The 19,624-nt window shown below is 48.7% G+C and carries 7 protein-coding genes; 1 reads left to right on the top strand and 6 read right to left on the bottom strand.

The annotated features are described in order from the left end of the window. Positions 1-345: 345 nt before the first annotated feature. The 4 genes from IE094_RS06690 to IE094_RS06675 are packed head-to-tail and all read right to left on the bottom strand — an operon-like array spanning position 346 to position 3,440. Positions 346-888: a histidine phosphatase family protein gene (locus IE094_RS06690; RefSeq protein ID WP_189639802.1), complete on the bottom strand. Its 543-nt coding sequence runs from the start codon at positions 886-888 to the stop codon at positions 346-348. After that, positions 885-2,381 (bottom strand): class I adenylate-forming enzyme family protein, encoded by a 1,497-nt coding sequence (locus IE094_RS06685; RefSeq protein ID WP_189639801.1) that lies wholly within the window; start codon positions 2,379-2,381, stop codon positions 885-887. The genes IE094_RS06690 and IE094_RS06685 overlap by 4 nt, the downstream gene beginning before the upstream one ends. Before the next feature lie 52 nt (positions 2,382-2,433). After that, the gene (locus tag IE094_RS06680; RefSeq protein ID WP_189639800.1) at positions 2,434-3,180 is read right to left on the bottom strand and encodes a phosphosulfolactate synthase; all 747 of its coding nucleotides are present in this window, start codon (positions 3,178-3,180) and stop codon (positions 2,434-2,436) included. Between the two features lie 20 nt (positions 3,181-3,200). Further along, positions 3,201-3,440 (bottom strand): acyl carrier protein, encoded by a 240-nt coding sequence (locus IE094_RS06675; RefSeq protein ID WP_189639799.1) that lies wholly within the window; start codon positions 3,438-3,440, stop codon positions 3,201-3,203. Positions 3,441-3,603: 163 nt separating this feature from the next. On the opposite strand from IE094_RS06675, the gene IE094_RS06670 reads away from it, so the two are divergent. After that, the gene (locus IE094_RS06670) at positions 3,604-5,373 is read left to right on the top strand and encodes a GSCFA domain-containing protein (protein WP_189639798.1); all 1,770 of its coding nucleotides are present in this window, start codon (positions 3,604-3,606) and stop codon (positions 5,371-5,373) included. Between the two features lie 24 nt (positions 5,374-5,397). On the opposite strand, the gene IE094_RS06665 is transcribed toward IE094_RS06670, so the two are convergent. Together IE094_RS06665 and IE094_RS06660 are read right to left on the bottom strand one after the other, a co-directional pair. Next, positions 5,398-8,967, bottom strand: a complete 3,570-nt coding sequence (locus IE094_RS06665; protein WP_189639797.1) for a TonB-dependent receptor — start codon at positions 8,965-8,967, stop codon at positions 5,398-5,400. Positions 8,968-8,979: 12 nt separating this feature from the next. Further along, entirely contained in the window at positions 8,980-19,389 is a 10,410-nt protein-coding gene (locus IE094_RS06660) for a beta strand repeat-containing protein (RefSeq protein ID WP_229802122.1), read from the bottom strand. Positions 19,390-19,624 lie beyond the last annotated feature (235 nt).

The following is a 19,624-nucleotide window of genomic DNA, read 5'->3' as shown; positions in this document are numbered from 1 at the left end:
TCCCTTCCGGTAAGGGGGCTTTTAGTGTGACCCAACAAAACCCGCAACCCCTTTTTACAAAAAATACACATCTTTTCTGAAATTTTATACAACATACTGATAATAAACAAATTTAATCGATAAATGGGTGAGTGATACATCCACTTCGATGACGCGGAAGCAAGCAAACAACCCCAAAATATACGCAATACAAAGACTCGCCAATTGAATCGCACAGGATTCATTACTGGTTCCGCCAATATTTGCTGAATTTGATCACATGATTCATCGATTCCGCCCCGTTTTGACGGCGACTCGCTACGCTATGGCGATACGAGTCGCGAGAATCGGAATCACTTACTGCGATTAACGCGCTGAAAACTGAACCAACTGACCGTTTGGTATTTCAAAGCTATTCATCTGGGTTGGATCAGTGCCATCAACGATACATTTGAAACATCGTGACCATGCACCATGCCCAAATAACAATACAGTTGATTCTGAATTCGAAAGTATCGTTTGGTGCACATCCTTTACTCGCATTACGAAATCATCAAAGCTTTCTCCAAGCGGTAGGTTTTGTGGTGCATTATCCCAATCGTCACCATGCGATTTGCGCATTGTCGATTTTGGCATACCCTCAAGCGCACCAAAATCCAATTCGATCATGTTGGGTAAAACGGTTGGATTTTTCAAACCATGTGCAATTGCGGTTTGTGATGTACGTATTAGTGGCGAACAATAAACCGCATCAAACCCGATACCATCCAATGCATTAATGTTGTTTTGTAAAACTTGTGTTTCATTCGCATCGCGTGTTTCACATATAGATATGTCGCGGCGACCCTGTAAGCGGCCCTCTATATTCCAGGGGGTTTTAAAGTGGCGAATGAAATAGATATTTTTCACTTTTGAATTTGCCCCACCAATTCATTACACAGTGCCGTTAATTTTTTACGTTGGATTTTCCCAGTTGTTGTACGCGGCAACATTTTGAAGCTGAACGCTTGTTTTGGGATGCTTCCAATTTTTTGCTTTAACAGTGCAATACGCAATGCTGGCCATGACTTCCATTTTTCGGGCGATTCACTATCACCGGTTTCGACGCATAACACCGGAACCTCGCCCAAAATGCCCATCGGGTCATCCATTGCGCAAATTGCAAAACCGATTTCCCCCATATGGGGGCGCAGCACGTTTTCGATTTCATCGGGCGAATATTTTTCGCCACCCGAATTGATCGTTTCATCATACCGCCCCTGCACCACCAAATACCCCGTATCGGTTAGATAACCCAAATCATCGGTCACCAACCATCCATCCTTGAATGCGGCGGTGGTTTTTTCGGGGTTATTCCAATATTGATCCATTACATTTGGACCCAGAACAGAAATCAGACCGACCTGACCAACCGCAACCTCGTCATGTGTTTCAGGATCACGGATTATCACACGATGACCCGCAACTGGTTTGCCAGAACTGTGCAAATGATCGGGATCATTATGAAGTGCGATCAACGTGGTGCGTTGCGCCTCGCTTAATCCATAATTTAGATAAATTCGTGTATCAGGAAACAACGCGACCAGTTTTCGTTTTGCAGCAACAGAAACCGCTTGGCTCGCCATCTTGATAATTGCCAGTTGCGTATGCAAAGTGGCGAAATCCGCTTCGTGTTTATGCAACAATAACAAAATACCCGCTGCCGGCGATGACAACACATTGGCACCAGTTGCCGCCAAGCTGGTTAGTATTTTTTGCGGCATCAATGGACCTTCGTCCACCACCAATGTCGCGCCGAATGGCAAGGCAGTTCGAAACCGCCCCAAAGCAAAGGCATGATCCAAATTACCACAGACATATTCAATTGCATCATGCGTATATTCCATCGCTGGATTAATTGAATAAATCGGCGCGGCGAATGCGCGGTGGCTTAAGCACACGGCCTTGCGCGCGGATGTGGTGCCCGAGGTAAACAGCATGACGGCCAAATCATTCAACGCGGGCATGAATACATCCCCACCATCAACAAGATCAGATTGAATGGCATTATTGCCATCAATCAATTCAACGCCGCCATACACAGATTTAATGCGATCAAGCTCGGGCGCATCAATCGCGCCTGCTTCGGTCAAGATTGCATTTGGCTGTACCGTTTTAATCAATGGATCAATTGTTGCAAATTTTCTGGCATCAACAGGAATAAATACATGCCCCGCATAATGAATGCCAATCACGCTGGCCGCCGTCAGCAATTTGTCGTCCATGATCACCATAACACGACTGTTCGTGGACAGATGCGATAGCGAGGCAGCAATGCGTTTCGCATGATTGTTCAGTTCACCATACGATAATGATCGTTGTGAATTCGTGGAAATAATCGCGGCTTTATCTGGCCAACGCATAGCCGCATCGTAAAATAGCTTTGCAAAACACTGCGAAGACGTGTCGGCAGTATCAGTCGCCAAGTTCAAAGGTTTCATATCGTAGTCCGCTTCGCTGTGCTTCTAATATCAATACATCTGCGGGCTTGATATTACCCAAGTTCACGTTCGCCCCAAATCGGTTGATCATATACATCTGTGATTTTTGCGTTGGCGCTTCTAATATAAGACGTTCCAACGGTATTTGCGCACCGATGTCTTCGACCAGACCTGTGCGAATTTCACCAGACCCGCGAAAAATACCAGCGGTACCACTATCGCGTCCTTCGGCGATGACATAATCGGAACCTGCTGCTATCGCCTCGCCCAGACGTGAGATCCACACGGATGGTGCCATGATGGTATCCACATCTTTTGATCCAATTTCGGTAAACACCTGAAACCGATCCTTGGCACGATCAATGTATTTTAAGATTTCGTCGTGATGAATATCAATTGTTCCCGCCGATACCTCTATCGCGGCGACGCCATAACCTTCGACATATGTCATCAGGTCATCAAATTTGTCTTGCGAAATTGCTTTTTCCGTGAGGGTGCCACCAAAATAAACCGTGATCCCAGCGGATTGATAAAGTTCTACCTTTTCCTTAAGGCGCGGTGTCACATATGCCGAACCAACACCAAATTTGGCGACATCAATATAATCAGCATAATCGCTCAGCATCGCTTCGACATCACGCAATGTCGATCCCGTATCCGTCAAACACGTCAACCCATGTGTGCGTGGTTTTTGCGTGCGGGTCGGTATTGAAAGTTCCAATATACTATCCTTTAGCGAATTTATGCCGCGATTTTTGCGACAAGGTTGGACATAATAAACAAATCGTAATCTACTTCGTCATCAGGCACGAATTTGCGCCCCAAACGTGTATCGATGTCCGCCACAAATTCGGCAATGTCCAAAGAATCCAGCAACTCCAATTCGACCAAATTCATATCCATGGTTAATTCGCCAGGGTCTGCACCCAAAATTTGCTCCAGTGCGTCTTTGATAATTTGCACCGCTTCTTTTTCATTCATTTTCATTCACCTCTGGAATTAACATCACGTCAAATATATTGATTACCCATAACATAGGGCGTTTATTTGAAACGTACAGTCCCAGCGTATATATCAGCCCGCGTAACGTTAATTTTTTCGTTATAAACAATGGAAGTTTTACTCGAGTGAAAGTTTTGCAAATATGACACGCCAATCGGCATCGAACCGCAACAACCAGGCATCCTTGATTATTGATGGTGCGGATGCGTGGAGCAACTCTGTTAAAAACCCACTACGCAATTATCCAGGCCGCGTGGCAGAGGGTTCTGATGCCACCGATCGGTTATTTCCGTTGGCAAGCCCGACATATCCAACATTTGATGACATCCCTGATAATCCCAAAGTTTACGTCACCGGCACCTGCATCGCACGCACGATTGAAAATACATTATTGAAAACCAATGCAGTGCTGTTATCGCGCGACGATGGTTTGAAACGAAAAGAGGGTTCGGGGAATTTGTATGGTGTGCTGACAAAATACAATCTGCCCGCCATGGTGAACGAATTTATCTGGGCATTGAGCCCCGACCAAATGGCGCATACCCCCGATCAGTTTATCGAACATCGTCCAGGTGAATTTGTTGATTTACAGCTTGGCGGAACCGAGGTGCGCGGAAGCGTTGAAATGCTAACCGCACATCGGACATTATTTAATAATCTATATGCCAAATCACGTGACGCGGATGTGATCATCATTCCGCTGGCCGCGATCGAAGTTTGGTATGATACGCAATTTGATGTGTATCTCAATTACCGCCCATCGCGCAAAATGTGCATTGCAAATTCTGGGCGGTTCGAACTGCGCGTGTTGAATTATCAAGGTGTGATGGAACACTTGCAAACCCTGCACACATTGCTGCGTAAAACTTGCAAGCCAACAGCCAAGATTTTATATGCGATCACCCCTGCGGCCACCCCAATGACCTATCTTGATGCAGATGCAATGCATCAGTCTGTTTATACAAAATCGTTGCAACATGCCGCGATCCAAGATTTCCTTGCAACGATCAATGATCCGCAAGCGGGATATGTGCCGTTTTATGAAGCCAATATTTTGCAAGATCAGCGCGTGAATTTTATCCCGTTAGATTACCGCCACATGACCAAAGCCATTGGCATGCGCTACGTCGGTCAAATGATGAAAACATTGAAACCAAACGACATCACATTTTTAGAGGTGTATTCGATTGGAACAGCAAATGCATTGTTGCAAATTGACGAAAAGGACAAAGCGTTCGATGTGCTGAATAATCCCAAGCTGGATGGTTCGCAAAACATTGACTTGCTTGAGTTAAAGTCAAGCCTTGCCAGCAAACTATCCCAAACTGATATTGCGTTGGAATGTTATCGTAAAATTCTACAGTTTTCGCCAGATGATCCCGCAGAGTTGCTTTCTAAACTTGCCCATTCAGGATTGAAAATTGGAGCGTTGGAATTTGTGCGTGAAATGATTGATAGTTTTGCTCGCCAGTTCCCTGATGAAACAGACCATCTCGAATTGTTAAATTCGCTTTACTCCAAGCGTGCCAAAGATGTTGATCCCGCTGGGCGCAAGATGATTACACAACGCATGCACGCGTTATGGACAGAACAAAAATATGACGAAGTAATTCAACTGCTTGATCAACATAAAACCCTAACATCGCAAAACGCAAACCTGTGTTTTCAAAAAGGTCTGGCATATTCAAAGCTTCATCAAAGTGAGGCAGCCTTGGAAAATTTTGATCATGCCATCACACATTTCCCTGATCATCATCTCAGCCTTGAACGTGCAACCCTATTAGCCATTCAATTGGGCATGTTTGATCGTGCGAATGATTACATCAACTTACACGAAGCACGTTTTTTGTCGCGCATCGAACCGCGCGAACGAATGGCGGCGCAATACGAGAAAAAACGCAACAGCGCGTAAACGTTGCTGTTGCGTTTTGAAGTTTTAAAACTTGGCGATGATATTAATGAATGCGCCTTGGTCGTTATATGTAACATCGCGCAGATCGTCGGAGAATTTGCCAAAGTTATATCCAGCACCGATTTTCATGTTATTGCCAACATGGCGATAAATTGCGGTGGTAACACCTGTGTCGGTGCCGATGTCTTGGGCGTGTAACTGGCGGTATTCAACCAATGCATCCCATTTATGCACGATATGATAGCGCAGATTCACAACACCCAATGTGGCATTATTGGACACAAACCCATCACCATTATCCTGTTCAGAAAAACGTGCACCGATTTTGCCGCCCAATGTCCATTGGCGATTGATGTCATAGCTGGCATCAAGGCTAAAGATATGCGCCTTTTGGCGTGGGGAATTGTCAAAATTCGCACCATTGGTTGTGGTGGCGCTGGCGCGTTCCGTCATGTCATAAAGAAAGCTGTATTTCGCAAGCACATTCAAACGATCATGTTCAATCGGGCGATAAGCATAGCCTGTGGTGATTTCCACAAATTTCGCATCGGGTATGGATGCGGATGCGTTTTCGCTTTGGATTGCCTCGGCGCTAAACAACAAACGTGCGTTTTCGCTGATCTTATAGCGTGCGGTCAGATTGGCCGCGATCGTATCGGCATCTTTGTCTTGGCCCGTTTCCAAACCTTCATCCTTGCGATATTCAAGCCGTGTGCGCAGCGATAAATCTTCGTCGCGATAAATCGATCCAAGCGATAACGCCTTGCGATCAAATTCGGTATTGGTATTGGAATCGCGCACGCGGCCAAATTCAAACCCACCCGTAAATGTCAAAAAATCGCTAGCGATATAATCTGCACCATAGGTTGACGTTAGCGAGCGATGCACTCCAAATAAATCATAGGTGTTTTCACCATAAACCGTCAGGCTATCGTTCAGTCGCCGCCGTGCTCCCGCCACAAACGATCCTTTGTCACGGCCAACCAAATCATTGCCGCCAAATTCACGATCAGGGTCAAGCGTGTAACCAAAATAATAACTGTTATTATCATCGCGATCATATTGCGCCAAAGCACGCGCGCCCACACCCGTGCTCCCGTCAGATATTTCACCGCTCAGGCGCCAGTGATCATTCATTTGAACTTCGCCGCCAAATCCAACGCGGTTGTTTTTATCAAGCCCACCTTCATGGCGCAGGCTGGCCTGTGCAAAACCATAAACCTTGTAACGGTCATTGGGCTCATAGGTCAGGCGCACACCGATATCTGTGCGCTCGCCTGTTTCATCAGGATCGGCTGGGGTGTTTTTGTCCACATGTTCCACGCCAAATTCCCACAGCACTGCTGCGGTTTTTTGAAACGCCAATGTCGCCCCGCCTTCGCGCAGGGTTTTACCCGTGCTATCATGATAATCATCATATTCAAGACGCACACGCGCACGTTCCGATACAGCAAAATCAGCATGCACACCCCACAGGCGTTCATCGTTATCAGTGCGATAATTTAACGTGGAAAACCCAGCACTGCGATCTTCGAAATAACCGCCAATCAAACCGTCATAATCCGCATTGATATCTGCCAAATCCAACTGGCCCTTGAACCGAATGGCGCGCCCTTCGCCATCAACGCCGACAATATCACCAAAGGTTAGACCACCATCAACCGAACGGTTTTCACCCGAACCAACACCGCTGGTTTTGGCATATTCCAATTCCGCATATGTTTGTTCCGAATGGCGATACAACATATCCACGCCATATGCCGTTTGCTTGGACGTGCCCAAATCTTCGTCCTGTGCCGTGACGCCAACGCGCAGTTTGTCATTTACCCAAAATTGCCCGCGCCCACCATATGAATAGCTGTCCACATCGACAGATGTCGGCGTGTGTTCATAATTCACAATCAGATGCACATTATTATCACCATTGGGGTTGTTCACGATCAGATCGCTGTTTCCCGCACTGCCCGATAGGGGCGATTTCAAAATCACCAAACCTTGGACATAGTTAATGTCATAATCAATGCCATAAACCAGCGTGCGCCGCTCGATCACCTGACCGGTTGTGCTGTTTTGCACTTCGATCAAAATGGTTTCCGATCCTTGGCTGATATCCTGGAATTTTAGGAAATAGGTCGATCCGCCCGTTCCCAAAAATGAATCGCGTTGGGGCAAGGTTTCGGGCTGGGCTGCGTGCAATTGCACACTGACCCGAGCATCACCATTATTGGTTTGCGCATTGCTGTTATACTCGCCCTGTGCACCATATAATGTACGCTCATTGCGCAGATATTCCGTACCCTCAATCGCAGATTTAAAATTGCCCCACATGGCGTGGCTCGCATCTTTTTCCAACTTGATATAAAACTTGCCAGACGTGGGCGCATCAATTTGGGATGTGGAATCGTCGCCATACACGGGGTAATATTCGTTTGGGTCAATGCGATCGAGCAAACTTGTCGGGTCTTTTTCATCAAAATTGCGCAACAGATTTTTCAATTCATCCTCACCCGTATCGGCCGCCGCCGTTAACAGGTAATCTCCCTTGATTTTACCCTTCAGGTAAAACGCAATCCGCCCCTTGTTGTAAAACTTGTCGTAATCATCGCCTGTTGCATCTTCCAAATCATTGGACAGCGTTTTGCCAAGCGTGACATCAATCAAACCGATGTAAAATAAATCTGATGCTGGTACATCAATATCACGACTCAGGTTCGGGCCACCAGCCACATCCACATCAACCATATGATCGCCCGTTGGCAAAATCCGCTGGATCACAAACGTACCATTGGGATCCGCACGCAGCGTTTCACCAAGGGTTGAGACATTCGCACCACCACGCAAATCACGCCCCGATACCGTCACCGCACCACCAAAAACGGGGATGTTGCGCAATGCGGCGCTATCCGTGCCCTGTTCCACATCCGATGCATCACCACGGCGTGCAGGTGCATCCAATGACGCAGGCGCGGTTTCATCAAACCGCCCACGTGCATCATAAACGCGGTAAACATAATGCAAACCATCCCCCGCAGGGCGTGCCACACTGGTTTGTGCATTTGGATTGAGCGGAATAATCGCCACGGTTTTTGCACCACCGCGCCCGCTTGTATCAATAATGCGCACTTCACCACGGCGCACAAAGGCGGGGTAATTCATCTGATTTTGAAACCGCAACACATTGCCCGTTTGCTCCAATTGCGCATCAAGACGTGGGCGCACATCCAACCCATCGAATTTCACCGCAACAGATGCCTGCGCCAGCGCAATATCTTGGCGGCGTTTTTTTGCGCTAATCTGATTGCGCTGTTTTTGCACAACACCGTCCAGCGACACGGGATCGCCATCCACACTGATTTCAAAACCATCCACACCCAAATCTGGAATGTCCTCTAATTCCACATTGGGTTGGGTTGGCATCGCAACCGTGTGCCCAGCATTTGCATGGGTGCATTGTTCAAGAATTTCACCATTCACCAAGGCACAGTCCTGTGCGCGGATCGGCATCAAACCACCCGCCGTGACGATCGCAGTCGTAAGCCCTAACAGCGTCAGACGGTGCAAGTAAGGTTGTGGTGTGTTCATAACGTTTTTCATACTCTTTATCCCCTACTTCAACCGCTTGATCGTGCGCTCAATATTCAATTTGTAACGCCCCTGTTTACGCCATTCCGCACGGATCATTTTTTCCACGGCCGCCAAACGTTTGCGCGCCAATGCCTTGCCCGCGCCATCGTTATACACATAGGTTAAACGCAGTACCGATGGTTTGGATTGCATTTGTTTCACCAAATTACGCACCGCCAGCTTGAATTTAGGCTTGGGTGTCATGCCGCCCTCAAACGCCGTGCCGTTCAGATCAATCCGAATGACATTTGAAATCGATGCACCAAAATTCATCTTGGCAAATTTACCAGGCGTCAAGCGCATCACACGCGGGTTTTCCGTGGTCATCCGATACCCAGATGGCAAACTGCGCTCGTCCAACTTCAAAATGAAATTTGAACCATGCTTGTCTGGTAGCGCTGCACAGGGAACATGATAACGACCAAATTCATCCGTCGTAATCAATACACCACCAACCGTAACAATCCGAACGCCAGCCAAGCCAGGTTCGCCTTGGTTCGTTGCGGGCAGATTGCCGTATTTCCCCGATGGATCGTAATCTTGGTTGGTTACGCCGCCACTTGGGCCATCTTGATAACCATTGCCGTTTCTATCATCGAACACTTTGCCGATAACATCGGAACAATCAAACACATGTTCAGGTGTGCGTTTCACCGTGGCGCGCGCAACATTTGACAGAACATTGCCGTCAGCATCCGCAAACCATGCACGGTTTGTCATTTCACCCAGTGGCGCATTTGGCGACACCACACCTTGATAAACAATCATGATCGTTTGATTTGGTGCAAGGTATAGCCCCGACCAGGTCAACGATTGTCCCGCTTGATCGGGCTCTGTGGCTGTGCCGTTCAACGTTGCCGTATCAGGGCGATAAATAATCCCCGTTGGCAACACATCGCGCGCCTGACCATCGCTGACCGAACCACCGTTCGCTCCACCTGCAAACGTTAATGTATAGGTCACCGTATCGCCAATTTTAACATCACCCGGTGTTGCCGATTTGGTTGCAACAACCGCATCAGGGTCTTGGACAGGGATCGCAGCCAATGTTGGATCATCATCACCAGGTTGGTTTGGATCATCCGAACTATCGCTTACGTTTTCCCCTGCTGCGTCTGTGCCAGATGCATCCGCTTTGTTGGAAACTGATGCGCTGTCGATATCGGCCTGTGTTAAGTCATAAACAGCGCTAAATGTTGCAGATTGTTCAGGTTCCAGGTCGGTTAAATCTGCCTCCCCATCTAGATCGTCACCACCCGAAACATAAACCGCTACTGGCAATGTGCCCGTGCCGCTGAAATTCGCTGGGTTTTCCAAAATGGACACATCAAAAACTGTCGCGTTCCCTGTGTTCACAACCACATAAGTATAGGTAATCGTGTCACCCACTTGATAAAATCCATCACCACCGTCATCTAATGCGGCAGCTTTCGATAGTTCCAACGCAGGTGCCCTTTCCAGCGGAACAACCGTGGCGTCATCCGTGGTATTGCCATCGGTGTCGTCATCATCGTCGGACACATCAGATACGCTCACACCATTTGGTGCTTCGCCCTGTGCGGTGGCACTATTGGCGATGCCGCCTGCATCTATATCGGCCAATTGCAATGTGTATTGCGCCGTATATGTGGCCGTTTCGCCAACATTTAATGTACCATTTGCAGATCCTTGTGTCGCAGAAACAAATGTAGGTGCGGCGTCAAGCGCAAGCAGTGTGCCATCAGCGCGTGTTAAATTATCGATCAAAACAATATTTGACAGCGTTACGTTGCCTGTGTTCACCAATGTAAATTCGAATTCCACCAGTTCGCCCGCAGCCCCGCCAACACTTGTCGCAACTTTATCAAGTTCCATCGACGGAACGGCATCGATCACCAATAGTGTTGGATCATCATTAGGATTGCCATCACCATCATCGCCATTATCCGACACATCAGAAACGGTCGTACCATTTGGATCGGTACCCGATGCCGTGGCCGTATTCGAAATGCCACCCGCATCAATATCGTCTTGGGTCAATTCATACGTTGCGGAATAAACCCATGTTTCGGTCACATCCAACACCCCAGCATTACCCACATCGCCGCTGTCCAAAACAGGGCCAGTGGTAAGCGTTAGCGCATCACCATCACTGTTGGTTAGCGTATCAACCAATGTGATCGTATCCAGATCAACATTGCCCACGTTATTCACGGTAAAGCCAAAGGTCACAATGTCACCAGCCGCACCACCCGTTACATTCGTTACGGTTTTTTCGATGTTAATCGCCGGTCCGGCTGGGATCACAAATACGGTTGGATCACCCGTTGTATCGCCATCGGAATCATCGCCATTATCTGATTCATCGCTCACTGGTGTGCCGTTGGGATCATCCGCTGTCGCGGTGGCTTTGTTGGAAATACCCCCCGCATTCAGATCATCCTGAGTCAGCGTGTAATTCGCGCTAAACGTCCATGTTTCACCGACGTCTATCGCATCTGGCGTATCACCATCACCTGAAACAAATTGCAACCCAGGTGCATCAAGCGCGGTAGTGCTCTCGTCGCTGCGTGTCATCACATCTGACATGACAACATTATTAAGCGTGACGTTGCCAGTGTTTTCCACCGTGATGGAATAGGTCAAAACATCACCCTCAGATGCACCAGTGGATGACAGTGTTTTTGTCACCTCTAATGCTGGTTCCTGTTCTGGCCCATCGGTTGTAATGCTGTCTGTTGCATTAACGGGCGTGTCAAACGGATCGGTGGCGTCAACATCGGCGGTGTTGGTTAATTCACCTGCATCAACATCGTCTTGGGTAACGGTATAAGGTGTTGAACATGTCACCGTATCAGTTGCACCAACCGCAAGTGTTGGGATCACACAGCTGAACGTTGGGATCAACGGGTCGGTCACGGTCACATCTGTAAGCGTCACATTACCTGTGTTTTCCACACTGAACGAATAGGTGATCGTGCTGCCAACAGCGCCAAACGGGCTTGGGTTCGCTGTTTTGATCAGCTCCATTGATGGATTTGCATCGGGCATATCCGTTGCGATTGTGTCCGTATCATCAATCGTGGCACCCGTTGGATCTGACCCCGCCGCATCGGCGGTGTTGTTGATCACGCCGGCGTCGATATCATCCTGCGTGATCGCATACGTATCGCTACAGCTTGTATCCGTGGTTTCCACGGGCAAGGTTGCAATGGTACAGCTGAACCCCGCAATCAACGGATCGGTCACGCTCACATTTGTGATCGTTTGGTTGCCGGTGTTTTCCACGCTGAATGTGTAGGTGATTAAATCGCCCACAACCAAATCGGCGGTTGCCTTACCCGCTGGCAATGCCGCAGATTTCACAAGATCCAGCGATGGATCCGCATCGGCATCGATGGTCAAATCAACAACGGGTGACACAACATCCGTTGGGTTGTCCGGATCACCATATGTGGTTTGTGAATAGGCTTCGTTGGTCACAAAACCCGCATCCAGATCATCCTGTGTTACGGTGTAAGGCGCAGTGCAGGTAATTGTATCGGCAGGTATCGTGCCATCGGATGATTCCGCGCGGAAATCTGGATCGTCACCTGTTGGCGTCCAACATGTGATGGTGCCGATCTTGTCATCAACAATCACAATGTCATTCACAAATGCCGCGTTGCCTGTATTGGTCACCGTGAATTCGTAATTCAGGATATCACCAGCGGTTGCGAAAGTTGTATCTGGTGAAATCTTTTCTGTGGTCAGCGCGGGTGCGGCACCCGATGGTACGGTTGCGCTGTCTGATGGGCTATCGGTTGTGCCATCGCTTGCACCTGCGACGTTTGTCGCGGAACCCAATTCCACATCATCAGATGTAACAGTATAGACACCCACACAAGCATATGTTTCGGTTGGCGCCACACCCTCAGCTGGGAATGCATCACAAGTGATACCGCTTGGGTCAATCAGGTTGTCGCTGATCGTGATCGGTGCAGTGATAGTCACATTGCCATCATTCGTTACCAAATAGTCATATGTCACTGTCGCGCCCACAACAAAATCCTCTGGCGCAATTTCACGGGCCGTTTTTTCAAACGCCAAGGATGGGTTTTGAATGGCGGGAACCGATTCCGTATCCGTATCATCCGCATCCGTCGTCACCGTTGGTTCCGATGCTGTGGCGGAATTATCCACCAGCCCAGCATCCAGATCATCTTGGGTTGCCAAATACGATCCAGTACAAATCACGCTGGCATCTGGCGCCACATCACCCGCTGGGCAAAAAACGCTGATCGCACCACCCGCGCCAGATGTGATTGTGTCCGCCACACTGAACGGACCTGCCAAGGTCACGTTGCCCGTATTTGTGATCTCGAATTCATAGTTCAGCTCATCACCCACCGCCGAAAATGACGAAGCGCCCCCCGTGACATCCACGAACCGTTTATCAAGGCTGATGGATGGCAACGCAGGAATGGTTAACACTGTTGGATCATCTGTACCAGGCCCATCGCCATCATCGGACACATCCGATACAGGGCTGCCCTGAGGTGGGTTCCCCGTTGCGGTTGCTGTGTTGGCAATGCCACCCGCGTCAATATCATCCTGTGTCAAAATATATGTCGCGGCATATGTCGCGGTTTCGCCAACCTGAATTGCTCCTGGTCCCGAACCATCATCCGCCGACACAAAGCTTGGCCCGCTGGTCAGTGCCAAGACGGTTCCATCGGCGCGTGTTAATGTATCCGCAAGGCCTGTACCAGTCAGTGTCACGTTACCTGTATTTTCCACGGTAATTTCAAACGTCACCGTTTCACCAACAGCAACCGTTGATGATGTGATGGTTTTTTGCACTTCTAAGCTTGGGTTAGATAGCAATGCGGTTGCGTCACTACCCATTGCATCGGGCAATGTGCCACCCGCAGGTGTACCCGCTGCGGACACGTTGTTTTCCACAACACCTGCATCGGCCTCTGCTTGGGTTACGGGGATCGATGTACAAGTAAATGTCCAAATTTCGTCAGGGGATAAAACGCCATCTGAATTGGTATCAGTGCCGTTGGTCAATGCAGGTGCAACCGCACATTTCACGTCCGTCAATGCGATCGCGCTGATTGAAACATTACCCGTGTTTTCAACATCAAATGAATATTCCAACGTATCGCCCGCGGCCATTGGTGTTGATAGACTTGATTTATCAACGGTCCATGATGGATCGGCAACAACGTCGGTCGAGTTGGTACCTGTTGCATCATTCAACGTACCACCAGCGGGTGTACCCGTAGCGGTCGCACTATTGTCAACTTGGCCTGCGTCAACCTCTGCTTGAGTCACAGGAATGGACGTACAAGTATAGTTCCATATTTCGTCGGGCGACAGAACACCGTCACCATCAATATCGCTACTTGAAACCAAATTCGGACCTGTGGCACATTTGGCATCAGTCAGGCTGATCGCAGAAATTGAAACGTTGCCCGTATTTTCCACATCGAACGTGTAATCAAGCGTATCGCCCTCGGCTGTTGGAACAGATGTCGTCGCTTTATCAACGGTCCATGTCGGTGTTTGATCTGGCCCATCGGTTGTGATGCTGTCTGTTGCATTCACCGGCGTGTTGAACGGATCGGTGGCGTCAACATCGGCGGTGTTGGTTAATTCACCTGCATCAACATCGTCTTGGGTGACGGTATATGGTGTGGAACATGTCACCGTATCTGTTGCACCAACCGCAAGGGTGGGGATCACACAGTTGAACGTGGGGATCAACGGATCGGTCACGATCACATCTGTTAATGTGACGTTACCTGTGTTTTCCACACTGAACGAATAGGTAATCGTGCTTCCAACCGCGCCGAATGGGCTTGGGCTCGCGGTTTTGATCAGCTCCATTGATGGATTTGCATCGGGCATATCCGTTGCGATTGTGTCCGTATCATCAATCGTGGCACCCGTTGGATCAGACCCCGCCGCATCGGCGGTGTTGTTGATCACGCCATCGTCGATATCATCCTGCGTGATGGCGTATGTATCGCTACAACTTGTATCCGTGGTTTCCACGGGCAGCGTTGCAATGGTACAGCTGAACCCAGCGATCAACGGATCGGTCACGGTCACATTTGTGATCGTTTGGTTGCCTGTGTTTTCCACGCTGAATGTATATGTGATCAAATCGCCTACAACCAAATCGGCGGTTGCCTTACCCGCTGGTAATGCCGCAGATTTCACCAAATCAAGCGATGGGTCAGCATCGGCATCGATGGTCAGATCAACCACGGGAGACACAACATCCGTTGGGTTGGTAGGATCACCAAAAATGGTTTGTGAATACGCTTCGTTGGTCACAAAACCCGCATCCAAATCATCCTGCGTCACTGTATATGGTGCAGTACAGGTCACGAATTCCGCAGGAATCGTTCCATCAGAAGATTCAGGGCGCAGATCAGGATCGGATGCGGTCGGTGTCCAACATGTGATCGTTCCGATTTTGTCATCAACGATTTCAATTTCCCTGCCAAATGTCGCATTGCCCGAATTGGTCACCGTAAATTCGTAGTTCAGAACATCGCCTTCTTGTGCGAATGTTGTGTCTGGTGATGATTTTTCTGTAGTCAATGCAGGCTCAGCACCAGAAGGCACGGTTGCGCTGTCTGACGGGCTATTGGTTGTGCCATCGCTTGCACTTGCAATATTCGTAACCGATCCAATAATCGCATCATCAGACGTAACAATGTAATCTGCGGTACAGGTGTAGGTTTGTGTTGGTGCAATTCCTGTGGCTGGGAATGGTTCACAATTCATATCCGCAGGATCAATACGGTTATCAGTAACAATAATTGGATCGAAGATGGTTTGGTTGCCATCATTCGTTACCAAATAGTCATATGTCACTGTCGCGCCCACAACAAAATCCTCTGGCGCAATTTCACGGGCCGTTTTTTCAAACGCCAAGGATGGGTTTTGAATGGCGGGAACCGATTCCGTATCCGTATCATCCGCATCCGTCGTCACCGTTGGTTCCGATGCTGTGGCGGAATTATCCACCAGCCCAGCATCCAGATCATCTTGGGTTGCCAAATACGATCCAGTACAAATAACGCTGGCATCGGGTGCCACATCACCCGCTGGGCAAACAACGCTGATTGCGCCACCCGCACCAGATGTGATTGTGTCCGCCACACTGAACGGACCTGCCAAGGTCACATTGCCAGTGTTGGTAATTTCAAATTCATAGTTTAGCTCATCACCCACCGCAGTAAACGATGAAGCACCGCCTGTTACCTCGATAAACCGTTTATCAAGACTAATGGATGGCTCTGCCGTTAATGTAGTGGTTGCATCCGCGGATGCTGCGGGCGTTTGATCCGTTGTGATTGTCGCCGTATTAACTACATCACTGGCGGCATCAAATTCCGCAAGCGTAAGATTAAACGTCGCGGTATATTCCCATGTTTCACCAACATCGATCACGCCGTCATTATTCGTATCACCACCGGATAAAACGGGACCGCTAGACAGTGTCAGCCCATTTCCACCTTGTGTAAGATCATCTGCAAGGATCGGATTTGTGAGCGATGTATTCCCCGTGTTTTCAACGGTGATGGTATAGGTCAGCGCTTCCTGATCCGCAGTTGCAGCAATATCAACCACTTTGTCGATTGTGAGATCGGGTGATTGGGAAATTGTTGTTGTTGCATCATCCGAAATGTCCGCGGTGTCGCGGCTATTGAATGTTGCGGTGTTGACGATATCTGCGCCATTATCAATGTCGTCTTGTGTGACCGCATATGTCACACTGTATTCCCATGTCTCGGCCACACCGATTTCGCCATCACCATCATCACCAGAGGTGAGCGTAGGACCACTCGTAAGTGTCAACGCATTGCCATCCTGCACCAAATCATCGCCAATTGCGGGGTCAATCAACGCGACATTCCCTGTATTTTCAATCGTGATGGTATAGGTCAGCGTACCGGGTGCCGATATGCTGGCGATATCGACAACTTTATCAATCGTTGCATCCGCGTTTTGCGTAATCGTTGTCGTTGCCGCATCTGAAATTGTTGGCAATTGGTCGCTGTCAAATGATGCAAGGTTGCTGATATTGCCACCGTCATCAATGTTGTCCTGCGTCACCACATAGGTTGCGGTGTATTCCCATGTTTCATCTACATCAATATCACCGTTGCCATCATCGCCTGATACCAATGTCGGACCAGAAGCCAACGCATATGTCGTGGCAGATTGGGTCAATGTGTCTGACAATACGGGCGTTGTCAGTGTGACGTTACCCGTGTTTTCAACCGTGATGGTGTAGGTCAACGCTCCTTCGGCATCGATGCTCGCGCTATCCACATCTTTTGTCACAACCGCATTGGGGGTTTGATCAATTGTGGTAGTGGCATCGTCGGACAGTGTCGGCAACTGGTCGCTATCAAAATCAACGGCGTTGACGATATCGCCACCGTCATCAATGTTATCCTGTGTCACAACATAGGTTGCGGTGTATTCCCATGTTTCATCTACATCAATGTCCCCACTGCCATCATCGCCTGACACCAATGTCGGGCCAGTCGCCAATGCATAGGTCGTGGTGGATTGCGTCAAAGTATCCGACAATACCGGCGTTGTCAGTGTGACGTTACCTGTGTTTTCAACCGTAATGGTGTAGGTTAACGTTCCTTCGGCATCAATGCTCGCGCTATCCACATCTTTGGTGACAACCGCATTGGGCGTTTGATCGATAGTGGTCGTGGCATCATCGGACAATGTCGGCAATTGATCGCTATCAAAATCAACGGCGTTGACGATATCGCCACCGTCATCAATGTTATCCTGCGTCACCACATAGGTTGCTGTGTATTCCCATGTTTCATTTGGGTCGATATCACCGTTACCATCATCGCCCGTCACCAATGTCGGACCAGATGACAATGCAAATGTGCCAGCAGATTGTGACACTGTGTCGGTGAGCGTGGGTGATGTCAGCGTCACATCGCCAGTATTTTCGACAACAATCGTATAGGTAAGCGTACCTGTTGCATCAATGCTCGCGCTATCCACATCTTTGGTAATGGTGGCGCTTGGTGTTGCTTGGATTTCGGTGGTTGCATCATCAGACTGCGTCGGCAATTGGTCGCTATCAAAATCCACTGTATTTACGATATCGCCGCCATCATCAATATTGGCCGCGGTGACATTATACGTCGCTGTATATTCCCACGTTTCATTGGGATCAATTTCACCATCACCATCATCACCTGACACCAATGTTGGGCCGGATGTCAGTGACAGGGTGTTCGCAGATTGTGTAACGACATCCGTTAAACTTGGTGAGGTTAACGATACATTACCGGTGTTCTCCACTGTGATGGTATAGGTTAACAAACCTGTTGCTGACACCAACCCGATATCAACCTCTTTGGTCAAAACTGCTTGTGGGTCCGCAACGATTGGCACGGATACGGTATCTTCGACAGGGGGAAGCAATCCACCTGTTGGTGTACCAATCAAGCTGGCGGTGTTATCAACTTGTCCAGCATCAACTTCTTCTTGTGTGACAGGGATCGATTCACAGGTAAATGTATGTGTATCATTCAACAACAAAATCGCATCACCCGTAAGTTGAACAGGCGGAGCCGCACATTTGCTATCGCTCAACAACAGCGAAGTGATCACCGTATCGCCGATGTTTTCAACCACGAAATTATAAGTAAGCGTTTCACCCGCAACGGTGGGGGTTGATGCGGTTGACTTCACCAGTGTCATTTGCGGCGCATAGGTATCAACCGTCATCGAAGGAACGTAATTCCAACGCATATTACCGCCGCCTGAGTTAAAAACATAAAGCTGTACAGATGAAAGCGGGCCCGCAAACGCGTATGTCGCATTATGCCCGTTGGAACTTCCGCGCATATTTAGCAAAACGTCACCAGCATCAGCCGGCAAAAGCGTAAATTGGCCAACATTGCCAATATTGTTGTTTCCGTTTGGATCCGTGCTTATGAAATTTCCAACATCATCAGGCGCAGAGCGATCAATCGACACCACAGCCCCAACCGGCGAACCTGTGAGTGTCCAAGTCCCTGGCGCCCCCCATGAATATGCATCGCGAACGGCAGTCGGGCCCCCACCAGGGGTTAAACTATTGATATCTGCAATGCTAACAGCATCAAATGAAAACGGAGTTGGGGAGTTTGCCGTATCGTAATCTAGGATAATCAGTTCGTCGTTTTGAACACTATTAATATCCCCAATACGCGGCGCGGTGGTATAGCGAACCGTTTCATCACTTGCGGGATTGGTCGTAATATCCAGACAGTACAGCCCAGTAATATCACACAGCCGAACCCCATCTGTTATCAGGCTTGGTTGATCTAGGGTAACTGGCGTTTGCGCGCGCACCTGATTTGTGGCAAAAATCGCCACCAAAAACAAAACAGCTATTGTCGCGAATTTCGTAGAAACGGCACTCGATTGGCGATGGCCGCGCTTTGCTAAACTGATCCAAACAAAACAGCACACGACAAAACAAAGCGCTAACAACATATTCATCCCCTTGACAGATTGCGCGACATTCCGGTTCCCCTCGAAACGACACTGACCACAACTTAACCGATAGTAACTGACTACATTAGATTTTCATGAATTGTGGCGAAATCTG

The organism is Paramylibacter ulvae, from assembly GCF_014652655.1.
Classification (GTDB): domain Bacteria; phylum Pseudomonadota; class Alphaproteobacteria; order Rhodobacterales; family Rhodobacteraceae; genus Amylibacter; species Amylibacter ulvae.
The sequence above is the reverse complement of the archived record's forward strand: the minus strand, read 5'-3'. Positions and strand labels throughout refer to the sequence as shown.